16 protein-coding genes are annotated in these 16577 nt (G+C 55.1%); 12 read left to right on the forward strand and 4 right to left on the reverse strand.

The genetic code is table 11. From position 1 onward, the window contains the following. Position 1 precedes the first annotated feature (1 nt). The 4 genes from nikC (at position 2) to KXG62_RS20455 (ending at position 3245) form a co-directional block, all read left to right on the forward strand. Positions 2-847: a nickel ABC transporter permease subunit NikC gene (gene nikC / locus KXG62_RS20440; RefSeq protein WP_218093863.1), complete on the forward strand. Its 846-nt coding sequence runs from the start codon at positions 2-4 to the stop codon at positions 845-847. After that, positions 848-1681, forward strand: coding sequence for an ABC transporter ATP-binding protein (locus KXG62_RS20445; protein WP_218093864.1), 834 nt, complete (start codon positions 848-850; stop codon positions 1679-1681). After that, entirely contained in the window at positions 1674-2495 is an 822-nt protein-coding gene (locus KXG62_RS20450; RefSeq protein ID WP_218093865.1) for an ATP-binding cassette domain-containing protein, read from the forward strand. Before KXG62_RS20445 ends, KXG62_RS20450 begins: the two co-directional genes overlap by 8 nt. A gap of 66 nt (positions 2496-2561) precedes the next feature. After that, positions 2562-3245: a class I SAM-dependent methyltransferase gene (locus tag KXG62_RS20455; protein WP_218093866.1), complete on the forward strand. Its 684-nt coding sequence runs from the start codon at positions 2562-2564 to the stop codon at positions 3243-3245. A 319-nt stretch (positions 3246-3564) separates the two neighbouring features. Here KXG62_RS20455 and KXG62_RS20460 read toward each other — a convergent pair whose 3' ends face one another. The 4 genes from KXG62_RS20460 to KXG62_RS20475 all read right to left on the reverse strand — a co-directional run bounded on the left by KXG62_RS20460 (position 3565) and on the right by KXG62_RS20475 (position 7489). After that, entirely contained in the window at positions 3565-4347 is a 783-nt protein-coding gene (locus KXG62_RS20460) for an SDR family NAD(P)-dependent oxidoreductase (RefSeq protein ID WP_218093867.1), read from the reverse strand. A gap of 164 nt (positions 4348-4511) precedes the next feature. Further along, positions 4512-5498, reverse strand: coding sequence for an SPL family radical SAM protein (locus tag KXG62_RS20465; RefSeq protein ID WP_218093868.1), 987 nt, complete (start codon positions 5496-5498; stop codon positions 4512-4514). Positions 5499-5616: 118 nt separating this feature from the next. Beyond that, positions 5617-6594, reverse strand: a complete 978-nt coding sequence (locus tag KXG62_RS20470) for a phosphotransferase (protein WP_218093869.1) — start codon at positions 6592-6594, stop codon at positions 5617-5619. A gap of 115 nt (positions 6595-6709) precedes the next feature. Next, positions 6710-7489 (reverse strand): helix-turn-helix transcriptional regulator, encoded by a 780-nt coding sequence (locus KXG62_RS20475; RefSeq protein ID WP_218093870.1) that lies wholly within the window; start codon positions 7487-7489, stop codon positions 6710-6712. A gap of 116 nt (positions 7490-7605) precedes the next feature. Between KXG62_RS20475 and KXG62_RS20480 the strand changes: the two genes are divergently transcribed. The 8 genes from KXG62_RS20480 (at position 7606) to KXG62_RS20515 (ending at position 16529) form a co-directional block, all read left to right on the forward strand. Next, complete coding sequence (locus tag KXG62_RS20480) at positions 7606-8328, forward strand: SDR family NAD(P)-dependent oxidoreductase (protein ID WP_218093871.1); 723 nt, start codon at positions 7606-7608, stop codon at positions 8326-8328. A 28-nt stretch (positions 8329-8356) separates the two neighbouring features. After that, positions 8357-9064, forward strand: a complete 708-nt coding sequence (locus KXG62_RS20485; RefSeq protein ID WP_218093872.1) for an RraA family protein — start codon at positions 8357-8359, stop codon at positions 9062-9064. 16 nt (positions 9065-9080) lie between these two features. Then, a complete protein-coding gene (locus KXG62_RS20490; protein WP_218093873.1) occupies positions 9081-10271 on the forward strand; it encodes an enolase C-terminal domain-like protein in 1191 nt (396 codons plus the stop codon). A 348-nt stretch (positions 10272-10619) separates the two neighbouring features. Further along, on the forward strand, positions 10620-10979 hold the full coding sequence (locus KXG62_RS20495; protein ID WP_218093874.1) for a phage holin family protein: 360 nt from the start codon (positions 10620-10622) through the stop codon (positions 10977-10979). A gap of 240 nt (positions 10980-11219) precedes the next feature. Further along, positions 11220-13220 (forward strand): hypothetical protein, encoded by a 2001-nt coding sequence (locus KXG62_RS20500; protein WP_218093875.1) that lies wholly within the window; start codon positions 11220-11222, stop codon positions 13218-13220. Beyond that, the gene (locus KXG62_RS20505; RefSeq protein WP_218093876.1) at positions 13221-13388 is read left to right on the forward strand and encodes a hypothetical protein; all 168 of its coding nucleotides are present in this window, start codon (positions 13221-13223) and stop codon (positions 13386-13388) included. Positions 13389-13580: 192 nt separating this feature from the next. Further along, entirely contained in the window at positions 13581-14846 is a 1266-nt protein-coding gene (locus tag KXG62_RS20510; RefSeq protein ID WP_218093877.1) for an alginate lyase family protein, read from the forward strand. 369 nt (positions 14847-15215) lie between these two features. Further along, positions 15216-16529: an ABC transporter substrate-binding protein gene (locus KXG62_RS20515; protein WP_218093878.1), complete on the forward strand. Its 1314-nt coding sequence runs from the start codon at positions 15216-15218 to the stop codon at positions 16527-16529. The last annotated feature ends 48 nt before the right edge of the window (positions 16530-16577 follow it).

A 16577-nucleotide genomic window follows, 5' to 3' on the forward strand; every position in this document is an offset into this window, starting at 1 on the left:
CATGAATTCCGCCGTGTGGAACAAGCTGATTCGCAATAAACTGACGCTGCTCAGCTGCATGATGCTTGCCGTAATGCTGGTCGTTGCCCTGGTTGCGCCGTGGCTCACGCCGCATGATCCGAACGATATCTCGCTGGAGCATAAGCTGGAGGGGCCGTCCCCGGACTTTTGGCTGGGGACCGACCATCTGGGCAGAGACATCTTGTCGCGGCTCATCTACGGAACCCGCATATCGCTCGGCATCGCCTTCGTCGTTATGGTGCTGATCATTGTCGTCAGCGTCGTAGTCGGGACGATTTCCGGTTACAGCGGCGGGATTGTCGATCGCGTGTTTATGCGCTTTTGCGATTTGCTCATGGCGTTCCCGAGTCTCATTCTTTCGCTGGCGATGCTCGGCATTCTCGGTCCGGGGCTCGGGAATGTCGTGTTCGCGATGGTGATGTCGTACTGGGTATGGTACGCGCGCTGGATCCGCGGCATGGTCATTACGGCCAAGCAGCAGCATTTCATCGCAGCCGCCAAAATCGCGGGGACGCCCGGCTACAAAATCATGGCGGCGCACATTCTGCCGAATATATTGCCGCCTACGCTCGTGCTGGCTACCTTGAATCTCGGTAGCATTATATTGAGCATATCGGGCCTCTCGTTCCTGGGGCTGGGCATTCAGCCGCCGACGCCGGAATGGGGCGCGATGCTGAACGACAGCAAGCCGTTTCTGAAGAGCCATCCGCTGCTGATGCTTTATCCCGGGCTGTGTATCCTTCTCGTCGTCATGGCTTTTAATTTCATCGGCGACGCCTTGCGGGACGCATTCGATCCGCGTCAGGAAACATGGGAGGTCAAGTAAATGGACAAGTGCATCGCCTTGCGCGTGGAGCATCTGCACATCAGCGTCGCCACGCCTCAAGGCCGGAAGAAGATCGTGAACGACGTCAGCTTCGACTTGCATCAAGGGGAGATTCTCGGTCTTGTCGGGGCGAGCGGCAGCGGCAAAACGATGACCTGTCTGGCGATACTGGGGCTGCTTCAAGAAGCGGCCGTCGTTGAGCAGGGGGCGATCTTCCTCGGGTCGCAGAATTTGCTGCAGCTGCAAGCGAGCCGGATGCGAAGCGTTCGGGGCCGCGAGATCGCGGTCATTATGCAAAATCCGATGAGCGCGTTCAATCCGACGCTCACGATCGGCCACCATTTTATCGAGACGCTTCGCGCCCACGGATCGTTTACCCGCAAGGAAGCGAAGGAGCTGGCTGTCACGTATTTAGCGAAAACGGGGCTGGCTCATCCGGACAAGCTGTTGAAGCAGTATCCGTTTCAATTAAGCGGGGGCATGCTGCAGCGGGTGATGATCGCGATCGCGATGTCGCTGCAGCCGGCGGTGCTGATTGCGGACGAGCCTACGACCGCTTTGGATACGACGCATCAGGTCCAGCTGCTGGAGCAAATGTACCGGCTGTGCCAGGAGCAGCAAACGGCGATGCTGCTTGTCTCGCATGATCTTGGCGTGATCGCCTATATGGCCGATCGGGTGATGGTGATGAATCAGGGGAGCATCGTGGAGCAGGCGCCGGTGGCCGACCTGTTCGACCGTCCGCAGCACCCGTATACGCGGATGCTGCTGCAAGCCAGACCCGGCATTCCGTCCGGCGCAGCGCCGGCTTCAAGAGGAGGTCCGTATGCTTGAATTAAAGCATGTTCATAAAAGCTATGCGCTCGGCGGTTCGTCCTTGTTCCGCAAGCCCATGGTGAAGGTGGCCGACGATATTTGCCTGACGCTGGAGCAAGGCACGTGCCTGGGGCTCGTCGGGGAAAGCGGCTCCGGCAAAAGCACGCTCGGCAAAATGATTCTCGGTCTGGAGAAGCCGGATGCCGGCGAAATCTGGTTCGAAGGCAGCAACATGCTTGCCTTGTCCAAAAGCGAACGCATGCGGATGCGGCGGCAAATTCAAACCGTCTTTCAGGATTGCTACAGCTCGCTGAATCCGCGTTGGCCAGCGTACGAATCGATTCGGGAACCGCTGGCCAACTTCGAGAAGCTCGGCGCCGGTGAGGAGAAGCGAGCGGTGCAGGAACTGCTTGTCGCGGTCGGCCTGCAGCCGGAGGATATGACCAAATATCCGCATCAATTCAGCGGAGGACAGCTGCAGCGGATCAGCATCGCCCGGGCGATCGCGCTGAAGCCGAAGCTGGTCGTGCTGGATGAAGCGGTCAGCAGCCTCGATGTGCTCATTCAGCATCAAATTTTGCAGCTGCTGGCGGAGCTGAAGCGGCAGTTCAAGTTGTCGTATTTGTTCATTTCGCACGACTTGATGGCCGTTCGGTCCATATCCGATCAAGTGGCCGTCATGTCCAGCGGACGAATCGTCGAGACGGTAAGCGCGAAGGAGCCGCTATCTTCGATGAAGCATCCGGTATCCAGGCAGCTGCTGGCGTCCATTTTGCCAACCCATCCGCGAGAGCGCCGCGTGTCCAGCCCGGCAGCCTTCTCGGCAGTCTAGCGGGCGTCGGGTTGAGAAAGATCATGGAATCACCGCATAACAACCAATGAAAAGGAGTGGTAAGCGATGAGTACGAATGAGCAAAGCTACAATGTATGGTGGAGCAATACGGAACGCGAATCCGTCATGGAAGAGGGACATCTGAAAGGCTGGCAGCAGGTGATTTCCAGTATGCGGGAAGACGACTTGTCGGCTAGCTCCGTGCTGGATTTCGGCTGCAATCGGGGCGGTTTTTTGCGGCTGCTTCATCAAATCAAGCCGTTCAAGGAAGCGGTCGGCATTGATCTGGGATGGGAGTCGGTCGCAATCGCCAATGAACGCAAAGGCGACCTGCCTATCGATTATATTGTCTCCGGCGCGCCGGAGGAACTCGAGCGCAAGTTCGATCTGGCTTTCTGTTTATCGGTCATCTACTTGATCGACGATTTGAAGACGCACGCATGGAAATTGAGCCAGGCGCTCCGGCCGGGCGGCGTCTATTACGTCACCTACAACGACCTGTCATCCAATCCGAGCAAACAATTTTTTAAAGAAGAAATCGAGAAGTACAGCCATTTGACCGCCAATATCCACACGATTGACGAGATTGCCAAAGCTTTTATGAACGAAGGGTTCCAGGTGGAGATCAAGCGCAGAATCCCGACTGACTTCGTCGCGGTTTCCCCGCAGGAAAAATATTTTCGTTCGCTGAGCGACGAGCTGATGTCGGTGTACGAAAGCTCGTACATTTTCCGTTTCACGCGATTGTAAGCACAGTTACGATCCTGATGTTCACGCTGTCGGCTTGTAATTTTAGAAATAACGATTCGGCCTGTCGTCTGCTGATTTGTAACGGATATCAGCAGGCTGCAGGCCGTCTTTTTATTGTAGAGATCATCGCGACTACCGTCGTTAAAGCATTTGAGAACTTGAGGGAAACTACGGAGCCGAAGGGCATTTCGCGCTTCGCATCGGATCAACCGAGTCGAGGGGGCAGGGGCTCTAGCGACAAAAAAACAGGCAGCAGGGCTATGCCACGCTGCCTATGTATCGTGTGCCTTTTGTGGAAAGGCTTCCCTCCAATACAGCGCTACAGGGCGGCGCCTTTGCCGCCGTCGACGTTGACCGCCGTGCCGGTTACATACGAAGCCGCCGACGAAGCAAGAAACGCGATGACGTTGGCCGCTTCTTGCGTATCCCCGATTCGACCGAGCGGAATTTGATGACGCGGCTGGCTCGCATATTGCTCCCATGACAGCTCGGGTGCATCCTGCTTCCACTTGCGTTCGATCTGATCGCTGCGGATCGTGCCGATGCAAACCGCGTTGACGCGAATGCGATCCGCGGCAAGATCGCGGCTCATCGCCTTCGTCAGCGCCAAGCCGGCGGCACGGCTTACGCTGGTCGGCAGCGAAGAGGCCGGGGGCGTCTTCGCTGCGGAGGTGACGATGTTGACGATGGCGCCGCCGCCTGCTTGACGGAGATACGGCAGCGCGGCGCGGGAAACGCGAATCGCCCCGTGCAGCTTCAGATCCAGATCGTCCGACCACATCGCGTCGGTGACGTTCTGGAACGGTGCCGCTGCGGACGTACCCGCATTGTTGACGACAATATCCAGCCTGCCGAAATGCGCGGCGGTCGACGCGGCAATCCGCTCGCAATCTTCTGGTGACGATACGTCAGCCTGCAGAGTGAGCACCCGGGCTCCGGTCTGCTCCATGATCATAGAAGAAGCTTTCTGTAAATGCTCCTCATTGCGCGCACAGATGGCGACGGATGCCCCTTCCTTCGCCAGCGTCAGGGCGGTGACCAGCCCGATGCCTTTGCTGCCGCCTGTAATCAGCGCCACTTTTCCCGTTAATCCAAGCTCCATTTCCGATTCCTCCCTTGTCCGATTCCCCATAAAAACGAAAAAGGCCGTTCCGAATGAAAGCCTTTGGCAAATGAAACGTCCTGATGTTCGACTTCATGATAACAGCGTGCTGAACGGTCCGTCAAATGCGCGGGGGGAAGCCATTGCGCTAAAGAATCCGTCAGTCAATGCATCGGAGAAGCCGCCTCGACGGGTGCGGATAACTCCCCTTCGAATGAAAAGGATAACTGCACAGGCGCTTCTTCGCAAGGAGCGGCGGCGGTGAAAGAGGGAGCCGGTTGGTAAGGTTCGAGGGCGGCAAGGCCGTATTGCTCCAGCAGCTTGTTGATTTTGGCACGAATCGCTTCCCGGTACGGCGAGGAAGCATATCCCGACCCGTGATACATGGCGGCATACCGTCGTACGAGATGAGGGTAGCGCTGCTGCAGCGTGGCGAAAAACCAGCTTTTAACCTCTGAGGTACTCAGGCGCAACACGGAGCCCATCACAAAGCCGGCGCCGGCGCGGGACGCTTGCTCCACGATCGCCTCCATATCCTGTTGATCGTCGGTAATATACGGCAAGATGGGCGCCATGAACACCCCGGTCTTGATCCCGCGCTCGGCCAGCCGGGCGAGCGTCTCGAACCGGGCGCGAGGGGAGGGCGTCATCGGCTCGAAGTCCCGCCAAATGGTTACGTTCAGCGTATGAATGCTGATATTGACGGAGCTTCCCTTCATGGTCTGAAGAAGATCGATATCCTTTAAGACGAGCGGGGAGCGCGTTGTAATGGTAACGGGGATCCCATAGCTCGCCAGCACTTCAAGGCATTGGCGCGTTAAGTTCGCTTGCTTCTCCACGGGCTGGTACGGGTCTGTCGCCGTGCCGATCGCGACCCGGCCGAGCTTGCGTCTGCCGTCTTGGGAGCGCAGCATCTTGACGAGTTGGGCTTCCAGCGCTTGCTTGGCGTTGACTTTATAGAAAATATGATGCTGGAACGTATCGTCCGTATTTTGGCCCATAAAGGCATGCGTGGAGCGGGCGTAACAAAAGCTGCACCCGTGCTGGCAGCCGCGGTACGGATTAATGGACCAATCGAAAGGCATGGACGGCGCCTTGACGGAGTTCAGCACATGCTTGGCTTGAATCGGTTCGAATTGCGTTTTATTCATAGCATCGAACGCTCCTTGGTATACGAATATATGTTCTATTATATACAGGAACGTGCGTTCTTACAAATGGGAACATTTTCGGGGCGCTGCCGCTCCTTCTCTGCATGAAATTCGCAGACTATACGTTTCCGAACACATTAGCCAAATCATCCCAATGCTCGCCGATCCAGATCATCTCCTCGATGAAACGGCTCATCGGCTTGTTTCTGGCGTACATCGCATGAACCCATTTGCATTCCTTGTACCAGGTCAGCCGAATGGAGCGGACGAGCTGCTCCGCTGACAAAGGGCTGTAAGCGCGATAACCGTTCACATACGCCTCGACGGTTTCCATTCGCATCGATTTTGAAGCCAGCGAACATGAGAGCAGTGCCCGAGAAATATCAAAATCGGGGTAAACGTAATGAACCCGGTCAAAATCCAAAATATCCGCTACACGGTCTTTATGAAACAGCAGGTTATCGATGTGCATGTCCCAGTGCGCCCAGCCGTGAGCCGCGGACTTCAAATCGTCCAAATCCAGCCGACTCAGGATGTTTCTCTGCTTTTCGATTGCCTGCGCGTACGTTTGGTGTCCGGCCGCGAGCGTCTCCTCGCGATTTTTGCCCAGCCGCTTCAGCATGCTCTCTTTGGACCACAGCTCCCAGTGCAAGGCATTGCACGGCGGCATATTGGCCTTCATCCACTGGTGCATTCGTCCGGTTGCTTCGCCGAGACTGTACATTTGCTCGGCCGTCGCTTCCCCGGCATTGATATGACGGCCCTCGCTCACGCCGGAAACCATATACTGATCGCCCGAGGCGGTTGTGTGAATCGTCTCGCCTTCGAAAGCGTACACCGGCTGACACGCAATCCCGTCGTGATGCATGCGCTGCTGGGGTTTGAGCGCTTCCCGCACATGGTCTAACCCGCTTCGGTACCTGATTTTGCAATACTGTTTGACGAAGCGGGGACCTTGATTCGTATCCATAATCCAGCTCACGTTACCGTAGCCTTTCCCGCTTGGCAGGATGGACAGAACTTTCCATTGAAACTTCGCGTGCATATCATCGATAATTTCGTCTCGAATGAAGTCGGGCAGAACGGCTTTGTTCATGGTATCACACTCCGAACATACGTTTGATAACTATTGTATCAAACGCTCGCGCAAATGGAAAGTATTCCATATATTACCTCTGGGTAGGAAGGCTCTGAATGCACGTCGGCCGTTGCTATACTCGATGTGTTTTGCGAAAGTCGGAAGGATTCATTCCGGTCTTTTCCGTGAACACGCGGCTTAAATAAAACCCGTTTTGAAAGCCGGACAACTGGGCGATATGCTCGATCGTATGGTCGGTTTCGATGAGAAGTTCTTTAATATGATGCAGCCGCGCGGAAACAAGGTATTGGATCGGCGTCTTGGCATAGGCCGCCTTGAAGCGGCGCGTTAATTGGTAAGGCGGGATGCCGAACGAGGCAGCCACATCCTCAAGCTTGAGAGGCTCGCACGCATGTTGGCGTAAATACTCGGCGATCTGGCTGGCGACTGGATCGATCTGCTTGCGAAGGTCCGCGAGCAGGCCGGAGGATTGGATGCAGAGCAGCACAATATCATAAACGTAATGCTCCATCTGCTGCGATTGAGCCACTCCCATACGCGGAGAAAGCTGCTTCAAATAACTGTAGTTGGAAAGAAGCCTCGGTTCGTCCGCAATATCAATCGCCCCGCGGATGGATGAACTCCCCTCGATGGCGGCCGTCCACTTCCATTCGACAAAATGAAACGACAGGTTCTCCGATATCGTTTTACGCTGTAACGTCACCCCCGGAGGGCATATGAGAACTTGCCCGGGCCCAACCTCACCGCGCTCAGATTCCATAGCGTACTGAAACCGTCCTTCTTGCGCCGTTAGCATAACCCAGTGCGTGTACGTGTCCTCGCTCCGCATAAAGCCCGGTTTGGATTCGCCATAGTAATAATGAATGACCTCGATTGGAGAATACGTATGCAAGGCCGCCCCTCCTTTTTGCAAGAAAGTATATAAAATAATTGTATTTTCTGCATTCGTTATCGTAAAGGGGTAACTTACAATGAAGGGGAAGGATCGCAGAGAGGAGGCCGAACAGCATGCTGCTGAAAGGCAAGACGGCAGTCGTTACCGGAGGTAACAGAGGCATAGGCAGCGCCATAGCCGGCGCATTCGCCGCCCACGGTGCGCAAGTCGCCGTTCTCCATAACGAGAAGGAGGAGTCGGACAGTCCGCATGTACAGCTGAAGGCGGATGTGTCCAGCCCCGACGAGGTCGAGCGGTGCTTCCGGGATTTGCAGGAATGCTGGGGGAGACTGGATATTTTGGTTAACAACGCCGGAGTGACGATACGCGGGCTGCTCGGAGAAACGGATGAAAGCCGTTGGGACCGTATTATGGCAGTCAACCTCAAGGGGCATTTTTTTTGTACGCAGGCCGCATTGAAGCTTTTTCGTGCTACCGGCGGGGGCTGCGTGATCAACATTTCATCCGTACGGGCGCATCGCGGTTATGCGGGAGACGGCGCCTATATCGCCAGCAAGGGGGGCGTGGAGGCATTCACGAGAGCGATGGCCGTTGAACTGGCCCCGGATCGGATTCGCGTCAACTGCATCGCGCCGGGTGCGATTGAAACCGATTTCAATCGGGACAGGCTGCTGGACCCGCAGGTGCGGAAAAGCACGGAGAACTCTATTCCGCTGTGCCGGATCGGCGAGGCGGCCGATGTAGCGGGAACGGCAGTATACCTAGCCTCCGGGCTTTCCGCATACGTCACCGGCGTGACCATCCCGGTGGATGGCGGGCTGATGATAAAAGGATAAAAATAACGCATTTGAGGAGATGACAAGCATGGATTGGAAGCAAAATTATGAATACGGCGTGCCCGTAGCGGAACTGATCGAGCGTTACAAAAAATTATATACCGGTGCGGTCTATGACGTGTTGGACCATCTAGGGATGCCTTATCAGGCGCTTTCGGCCGGATTGAAGCCTGTGCGGCAAGACTTTGTGTTGGCAGGACCAGCCTTCACCATCAAAGGGATTCCGGATACGAAAGGAGACGAGAATTTACGCACGCGCCGAATTCATTTATTTAACGATATGCGCTCGCTCGGCATTCCGCTGGTAGATACGCGCGACTGCAGCTTCGATACGCAGGTGGCGCATTACGGCGAGATGAATGCCGTCCTGGGGAAGGCGTCGGGTGTCGTAGGTGCGGTAGTGGATGGAGGCTGCCGCGATACCGGGTTCCTGCTGAAAGATAACTTCCCTGTATTCTGCCAGTACCAAAATCCCGTAGAAGCTTATATGCGCTGGAGTTATTACGATTGGCAAATTCCGATAGCGCTTCGCGGAGCTCTATCCGCTGTCGTACAAGTGCATCCCGGCGACTTTCTGTTCGGCGATTTGGACGGAGTTGTCGTCATTCCGCGCCAATGGGTCGTTGAAGTGCTGGAGAAGACCGAGGCGCTCGTGAATACGGAGACGGCCGCCAGAGCCGAATTCGCTTCGGGAGCCGACCCGGTTGAAATCTACAAGAAGTATGGGAAGCTGTAAGAAGGGCGGTCTTTATATGAAAATTATCGATATGAGGGTTCGATGCGTCGCCATTCCGATCCAGGGGCAGCTCCGTCACAGCACGGGCGTACATCCGGGCTATTTTCTCCGCACGATATTAGAACTCATGACCGATGAAGGCATTGTCGGTCTTGGCGAGGTCGGCGGGGGGGATTCCCGAGGAGCGCTGCTCAAGCTGAAGCCTAGAATTGTCGGGCTGGATCCGTTCTCGCTAGAGATGATCAAGCTGAAGGTGCTGCGAAGCGTGTATTACATGTCGAACGCCCGCTTGTATGCCGCGATCGAAATGGCATGCCTCGATATTCAAGGAAAAGTGCTTCGCCGGCCGGTATGCGATCTGCTCGGCGGCAAAGTTCGCGACGACATACCGATGATCGGCTATTTGTTTTGGCGGTATGACCGTCCTGGCGGAGGGGATGATCAATGCGCGGAGGATATGGTCGATTATTGCGAGCAGCTGCATCATGAACTCGGCATTACGTCCATGAAGCTAAAGGCGGGAGTGGTCGCTCCAGAGGAGGAGGTGCGGGTGCTGGAGCTGTGCCGGAAGAGGCTGGGTGATGGCTTCGGGCTGCGCATCGATCCGAACGGGGCTTGGTCTGTCGCGACGGCGATCCGAATGGGGCATCGGCTCGAAGCGTTGGGGCTGGAATATTATGAGGACCCGGCTTGGGGACTGGAGGGCAATATGGCGGTGCGCAATCAGGTTCGCATCCCGATTGCGACCAATATGTACCCTAATAAATTCGATGACCTCGGTCCGGCCATACGGATGGGGGCAGTCGATATTATCCTCACGGACATCCACTACTGGGAAGGCCCTCGCGGGGTGAAAGACCTGGTCGCCGTATGCAATACGTTCAGCCTCGGAATAGCTATGCACAGCGGCGTGGAGTTCGGCATCGAGCTGGCCGCAATGCTGCATACGGCTGCGTCCATTCCGCAAATGACGTTTGCCGGCGACGCGCATTACCACTACTTGACGGATGATATCACGACGACGGGGCTGATGAAGTATGAGAACGGCTGCATCAAGGTGCCTGCCGGGCCGGGTCTCGGAGTGGAACTTGATGAGGAAAAGATGGAGAAATATGAACGGTATTATGAGCAAAAGGGCGACTACTACGCCCGTTTCCATCAAGATCCCCGCCGGTTGGACTGGTATCCTACCATCGGAGGCATGTAAGCTTCTCAACAGCACCGGCGTCAAACATGCAATGAAAGCTCTCCAAACGATTGAATCGTTCATGGAGAGCTTGTTTGGCATAAATACATTGCAAACGGATTGAGGCGGGACACCAAGCAAGCGACGCGGCCGTTAACGGATGCCGCTTCCAAATTTAAACCAATTTGATACTGGATGCATGCAAGGGCGTATGGAGGGAGGCCATTTGGACGCCCATAGGCCTCTTTCTATTTTTATACGGAGAAAACAACGCAGGGAGGGTTACTATGTTAAAATAAGGAAAGACGGGTGCAGCTTCCCATAACACGCTTCGGTCCGTCCATTACGGAAAGGCGAGGAGGAATGGCAATGCGAAACGTACTCAATCTGCTGGTCACCTTTGCTGTCTTTTGGCTTGGAAACGCGTATTTTCATCAGCATGTCTCGATAGCGGATACCCGCACCATAGTGCTCGCCACCGTTCTGATGTTTGTGATCAGCTTTCTGTACAGCTTTTTATTAACACTTTCTTTCCTGTCCATTATTGTCGGAATTGGCTGCCTGACTACACCGCTATTGATGGCAGCCTCGGTCGTGCTGACGCCTATAAAACTATGGCTGCTGGACCGATTGCTGCCGGGATTTGAGCTTCATGGATTTTGGACTTACGTGATTCTCACCGTCGTGCTGAGCCTCTTTACTGTGAAAGCCAGCGACCGTAAGGACTGAATGGTTGGCGGCGAGACGTCGGCCCATGTCGGGCTATGACCCGCTTCGTGCGTGCCATAGGCGACATGGGCCGGGCTCGTTCGCCCGGCTGCGGCAAGCCTGATACGAGGATCGAACAATACTCCATATGGTTTCATTTCTTGTCTATATACATGCTGTGGCATAACGGATACATTTATTTTTGAAAGGGCTTACAAATATACAGTTAATGTTCTTATACCTTATTGACGAAGGAGGATCATGATGCACAATGCAGCAACTGCAGTAAAAAGAACCGCCCTGAAAGCAGCGCTAGCTTGTCTGCTGCTCGGCTCGACGCTCGGACAGGGGCCGGCTCCGGCTCATGCGGATGGAGGGAGCGAGCAGCTCGTGTACGAAGATGACTTCGATGCGTATGCGAGCCGAGGCGCGCTGCCGACGTCGTCCGCGCTGCCGGTATGGTGGCAGTTCAGTGCGCCGGCGACGACGAGCGTGACGATCGAGAATCATCCGTCGATTCCGGGTGACAAGTACCTCCGCATTACCGATTCCGGGACAAGCTCCGCTTACGCGAAAGTGAATTTTCCCAAGCTCAAAAGCGGGTTTGCCTATCTCGAATTCGACATGATGACGGAGGCGGATACAGACCCGAGCAACAAGCATGATTATTTCGGCATGACGCTCCTCAGCGAGCAGAATGAGAACATTACCCAGGTTCAGAACAGTACCGCAGCGAACGGCTACGTGTACAAGATGCTTCAGAAAAACGCGGCAGGTCAGAACATTTCGACGAACATGATGCCGGCCGGCTCCTATGTGGACGGACATTGGTACAAAGTCAGGCTGGAGGTCGATTTTGTCCAGAAGAAAGTGAAGGGCTATACGTATGATCCGACCGGTACGACACTGCTCGGTACGGTCGATTACGAAGGATTTCAAGTATCGGAGGCAAGCAGCGTTGCGTCGCTCCGGTTTATCTCGATTTCGGCCGGACGCGGGGCCATCGGCATCGATCATGTAAAAGTGACGGCGATTCCCGACGAGAATGACACCGGCGTTCCATCGGATCAGAACGTGACGGTCGACGTCTACTCTGTACTGAATAACGTGTACCATTCGCCTCTCGGCGTCGTATCGAACCATTTATTCGACTCCGACCTTCATCATCCGAACCGGCAGAAGACGCTCGCCCAATCGCTGCAAGCGCTAGGAGCGGGAACGGTCCGATTCGGCGAGGGCGAAGCCGGGGACCGCTACTTATGGACCGGGGCTCCTTATCCGACGGCGGCAAGCAGCGTGCTTACGCCGCAGCTTTCCTACTATTATTCGACCGGTCACCCCTTGAGCAGTCCCGAGCAAGCGCTGATTAACCCGGACGGAACGTATAAGGATACGCAGGATTTCAATGAGTTTATGAGCGTTGTGAACGAAACCGGTACGGAGCCGTTCGTTATAGTCGGACTCGACGCGATGAAGGCGACCGATGCGGACTGGTGGAAGACGAAGGCGCAGCTCAAGGAAGCGGCCGTTGAATGGGTCCGCTATGCCAATGTCATCAACGGCTGGAACGTGAAATATTGGGAAATCGGCAACGAACCGTTCTATACGTCGCAATCCGGCTACATTTGGAGTCCCCAGGAATACGCAGCCGTGTTCAACGAATTTGCCGCTGCGATGAAGGCGGTCGATCCTACCATTAAAGTGGGCGTCCCGGTGTACGATTCGTTTGCGTGGAACAGCGCAGTCATGCCGGCCGTGTCGGCGAACGCCGACTTCGTCATCGTGCATCTGTATGGAAGCGCGAATGTCAGTCCGCTGAATACGATCGTGAGCCACATGAACACGTATTTCAAGCCGGAAGACAGGAGCCGGATGCGAATCGCGATAACCGAGACGAGCACATATTCTTCCGGCGCCCAGATGCCGAACAACATGGGGCGCGCTGCGCTGTTCGCCACGAAGATTGGAAGACTGCTGCAGTACGATAAAGTCGACTATGTCCATTTCTGGGTAACGCGCAAAGGGCTCAACAACAGTCCGCGGGATGAACGGTCGGCTATCGACGAAGACGGCAACCTGCTTCCGATGGGCCAGACGATTCAAGTATGGAACCAGTTTTTGCAGGATCAGATCGTGTCGGCGACCGGGGCAACCGATATTTCCGCCTTCGCCAGTTATTCGCCTTCCACAGGGAAGCTATCCGTCTATTTCATCAACTCGAATGCCGATCCGGTGACGGTTCATCTGAACGTGGAAAATTAATTGGCTGGCGCCGACAACGAAACGTGGGTGCTGAAAGGCACGGGTGCGACCGATACGAAGCCTGTTCTGGCGCAGACTAACCCCGTTTCATACGAAGCCGGAGCGGCCAGTTTGATGCTCGACCCGTATTCGGTCACCGTCGTCGCCTTGAAGCCTGCGGCAGAGTAAGCCCGGAGCCGCTCTCATGATGCCAAGGAACGCCTCCATACCTGCGATTCAGCAGGATGGAGGCGTCTTTAAATCAATTCAAATATTTGTCCATATACGTCCCCTTATTCTCCATTTACCGTGCGGCGAATTGCAGTACAATTAGGGAATCAAGGGCTTTCATGGAACACTTATTGAAGGAGTTTTTTTACAATGTTCATGAGAACATGCGCCAAGCCTGTGTTGATCGCGATAGCCATTTGTATGACGACAGGCTGCGGCGGGGAACTGAATCCACGCAAACAGGAGGAGACAACGGCAATGACGCAAGCGACGGTACCAACATTAATCCATCTCGACTATAAGGAAATCTCCGGCATTCGCGATAAGGTGAAAGCGAATGATCCCAGCGTGTCTCCGGCTTATTCCGCCTTGCTTAACGAGGCAACCTCGTATATCAAGAAGCCGGCCGGCTCTGTCATGGGGAAAGCCCATATCCCGCCATCCGGCGATAAGCATGATTTTTACGCAATCGGCAAGTATGCATGGCCCAATCCGGATACGCCGGACGGGATGCCGTTCATCCGGCGGGACGGATACACGAATCCGGAAGCATCCAGCGACAAGTACGACTTGGGTCCGTATTTCAATATGCGCATCAGGGTAAACACCCTTGCAATGGCTTATTTTTATACGGGCTCGGAAGCGTACGCCGCCAAAGCGGCCGAATTGCTGCGCGTATGGTTTTTGAACCCCGACACGCGGATGAATCCTAACTTCAACTATGCTTCCTCGCTGCCCGGGGTTAACGACGGGATGGCCATCGGCATTATTGAGGGCGTGCAGCTGATCGGTCTGCTGGATTCCGTCCAGCTGCTGGCGCAGTCGGCCAGCTGGACCGCCGCCGATAACGAGGGGCTGAAGCGATGGTTTACCTCGTATACCGACTGGCTGCTCGAGAGCCCGGCGGGGAAAGAGGAGTACAAGGCTACCGATAATCACGGCTCTTGGTATGCGGCGCAAGTAGCGGCTTTCTCCATCTATGGCGGTAACCTGGAACGGGCCAGACAAATGATGGAGCGGGCCAAATGGCAGATCGACGTGCAGTTTACGCCGGAAGGAGGACTTCACCGCGAGCTGAAACGGAACCGCGCGCTCTTTTATTCCCTGTACGGACTTAGCGCCTTTGTGACGCTGGCCCGGTGCGGGGAAGTGCTCGGCGACGATCTGTGGCGTTACCGGACCAAGGACGGACGGGGCATCGAGCTGGGCTTCGACTTTTTGGCGCCCTACCTGGCGGAAGAAGTGCCTTGGGCATGGCAAAACATAGACAAAGAAATCAACGGCCTTGCCGTTCAAATGACGCGAAGAGCGGAAAAGGTGTACGCCTCGCCGAGACTGGCCGCCGTTTCCAGACATTTGACGACCTTGCGGCCTCGGACCGACTGGTCGTTCTGGCTGATGACCACCCCCAGTTAAGGAAGCGCGGGTTCTATGAAACAACGAGCAGCCTGATGCTAGCAGGCTGCTCTTCATTCGTCCGGCATACCGGCTTCGCGGAAGCGGCATCGCCGGCTTTTTTCGTTCCTTCGGGCAACCGGCGGAGCGCTAGCTTCCCGTTGAGAAGACCTGCCTTGGGGTAACCGCCCGTACAGCGCTTATGTCGTTATACGATTAACTTATTATCCATATACGTTAACCGGGAATCCATTTACTTCCGTAATAGAGAACTTATAATTAGCTGTAGAATAACTAATCGTTAAGGTTTTTGATGCAGCGAGCCAATGCAGGCCGCAGGAGCACGTAAGGAACATGTTCTGAAAACGCTTAAAAAAAGGGTGGGTACACATGAACAGCAAATGGATCGGTATTTTCGCCGCAGGCTCCTTGATGCTTACGGCATGCGGGAATGGCGGGTCGCAAGCGGGCAATCCCGGAGCATCGGAAGCGGATGTCGCGAAGGTAGCTAACATGCCGGCGGAAATCAGCTTCTATATGTGGTCGATGTCGCAAAGCGAATTCGATTACATCGCCGAACAGGCGAAGAAGAAATTTCCCAACTACACGTTGAAAGCGGTTCCGAGCACCGGCTCCGGCGGTCCGACCATCGACGCGCTGGTTACCGCGGACAGCATGCCGGATTTGTTCGTAGGGCGCGGCGTCGCGACGCCTGATTTGCAGAAGAGCGGTTTGCTGTACGATATCGGCGACTTGATGACGAAGTATAAATTCGATGCGTCGCGGCTTGACCCGCTTGCTTTTGAACAGATGAAGCGGGAGACGGGAGGCATCATTGCAGGCATACCGCTTAGCGGAACAAACGGAGGGCTTCTCCATTACAACAAAGATTTGTTCGACAAGTTCGGCGTTCCATATCCGAAGGACGGCATGACCTGGGACGACGTGTACGAGATTGCCAAACTCATGACAAGAGTGGAAGGCGGCATTCAGTATCGCGGATTTTCCGACCGCTGGATGGAAACGTTCTTCACCCAAAATCCGTTCGGCGAGCCGATCCTGAGCTTGACGGAAGACAAAGCGGCCGTCAACTCGGACAAGTGGAGAAAGATCGGAGAGAACTGGAAGCGGTTTTATACGATACCCGGGTTGAAATTCGACTCGACGACGATCAATAAGGACTTGGATTGGAAGGAGTTTATAAAAGGGAATTCCGCCATGACGACCTTCGTCTCCCGGAATTTCATGGATTGGAATTTTGCGTGGGACATCGTCAGCATGCCAACGTACAAGGAGCTGCCGGGCATCGCGCGGCTGGCCGATTTCCGCAGCGTGTACATCACGAGCAGCAGCAAAAACAAGGATGCCGCCTTCCAGGTGGCCGCATGGCTTGCATCCGACGATATGCAGTCCAAGCTCACGGCTGATACGGGATTATACCCGGTGCTGAAAAACGAAGAAATTAAAAGCAAATATATGATGAACGACCCGCTCTATAAAGGGAAAAACATTAAGGCGGCGTCCTACAATAAAGTCGGTCCGGGCATGCCGGGGCGCAAGCCGGGACTTACGAACGTCAAGGCGGAGAATATGTTCATGAAGGAGCTGCAGAAGGCCGTAGTGGAGAATAAGGACTGGAATACGGTGCTGCGCAGCGCCGAAGAAGTGATTAACAAAGCGATTCAATCCGAGAAGGCCAAATGATCCGGCATTCCGTAAATTGCCGGGACGCTTCTTCCTGCGGACAACGCG

This window comes from Paenibacillus solanacearum (genome assembly GCF_910593845.1).
Lineage (GTDB): Bacteria > Bacillota > Bacilli > Paenibacillales > NBRC-103111 > Paenibacillus_G > Paenibacillus_G solanacearum.